This is a genomic window from Nguyenibacter vanlangensis (genome assembly GCF_013376155.1).
Classification (GTDB): domain Bacteria; phylum Pseudomonadota; class Alphaproteobacteria; order Acetobacterales; family Acetobacteraceae; genus Gluconacetobacter; species Gluconacetobacter vanlangensis.
The window spans coordinates 1-692 of record NZ_JABXXP010001109.1; the positions used below are offsets into that span (position 1 = coordinate 1).

Below are 692 nucleotides of genomic sequence, written 5' to 3' on the forward strand. Positions count from 1 at the left end.
GCCAGCAACGCCTGCTGGACCTGACGCTACCGCGCCTGCGGCTGGCGGAATCGGCGCTGGCCGACCCGGCGCGGGGCTTCGGCCGTGCGCCGTCCGAGATCTGGCTGGAAGTCGGTTTCGGCGGCGGCGAGCATTCGCTGGCCCAGCACGCGTCCCATCCGGATGTCGGCTATATCGCCAGCGAGGTCTTCGAAAACGGCCTGTGCTCGCTGCTGTCGCGCCTGGTGCCCGACGGGCAGGAGGACACGGCCCCCGTCCCCGACCGGTTGCGGCTGTGGGACGAGGACGCGCGCATCCTGCTGCGCGCCCTGCCGGACCGGTCGCTCGACCGGATGTTCCTGATGTTTCCCGATCCGTGGCCCAAGGCCCGGCATGCCAAGCGCCGCTTCGTCCATCCCGAGACGATCAGGCTGGTGGCCCGCGTGCTCAAGCCGGGCGCCACCTGGCGCGTCGCCAGCGACGACCCGACCTATCAGGCGTGGGTGGAAGAGGTCATGGCCGCCCAGGACCTGTTCGACACCGCACCGCCCGCCAAAATCCGCCCCGAAGGCTGGCCCCCGACCCGCTACGAGGCCAAGGCCCTGCGCGCCGGGCGGCAACCCTTCTACTGGGTCTTCACCCGGCGCTGACCGCGCGCGGCCGCAGCGCGGCCGGTCAGGACAGCGACACCCCGGTCAGCCGCTCGGACACCG

At 72.3% G+C, this 692-nt stretch carries 1 protein-coding gene; it reads left to right on the forward strand.

The annotated features are described in order from the left end of the window. On the forward strand, positions 1–629 hold a 629-nt coding region (gene trmB, locus HUK84_RS21535; protein WP_176641963.1), incomplete at its 5' end, for a tRNA (guanine(46)-N(7))-methyltransferase TrmB. Between the last annotated feature and the right edge of the window lie 63 nt (positions 630–692).